Origin of the sequence: Brevundimonas sp. EAKA (assembly GCF_000698025.1) — a bacterium.
Taxonomy (GTDB): Bacteria; Pseudomonadota; Alphaproteobacteria; order Caulobacterales; family Caulobacteraceae; genus Brevundimonas; species Brevundimonas mediterranea_A.
Map to the genome: position 1 here is coordinate 1 of NZ_JMQR01000271.1, position 654 is coordinate 654.

1 protein-coding gene is annotated in these 654 nt (G+C 74.8%); it reads right to left on the bottom strand.

The genetic code is table 11. The features are described 5' to 3' along the window. Positions 1 to 654 (bottom strand): AlkA N-terminal domain-containing protein (locus tag ER13_RS17415; RefSeq protein WP_035311460.1); only part of this gene is annotated, 654 nt, incomplete at both ends.

Below are 654 nucleotides of genomic sequence, written 5' to 3' on the forward strand. Positions count from 1 at the left end.
GGGCGCATCCTCTCCGGCGTCGATCCAGTCGCCCGCCGGCCTCAGTCCCGGCCAGGCCTCAAGCGCCGCTCGCAGGTCCGGATCCGCCGACAGATCGCGCCGGATCGCCTCGGGATCGGCGGCCAGGTCGAACACCCGCCGCACCCGCGCCAGCACGCCGGGCAGAGCCTTGAGCTCGTCCACCCGCGCCTCGACCGCCGCCTTGCCCTCAGACCCCAACCGCACGGAGACCTCGCCGTCCGTCCCGTCCGTCGCCGTCCGCAGCCTGCGCCGCCAGACCCCGTCGGCCACCGCCTCGTCCGGGACGGCCCGCGCCGCCAGGGCCGACATCATCGCGCTCCAGTCATAGGGCGGGCGATAGGCCAGGCCCAGCTTCACCGGGCCTCCGCCCTCGCCTTCCGCCTTGCGCCGCCGCAGTTCCGACGGCGGACGGCCATACAGGGCCTGAAAGGTCTCGTTGAACCGCCGCACGCTGCCGAAGCCCGACGCCATCGCCACCTCGGCCATCGACAGGTCGGTCTCGTGGATCAGCTGTTTGGCCAGCAGCACGCGCCGCGTCTGGGCCACGCTGACCGGCGCCGCGCCCAGGTGCTGGCGGAACAGCCGCCGCAGATGCCGCTCGCCCACCCCCAGCCGCGCCGCCAGGGCGTCTGC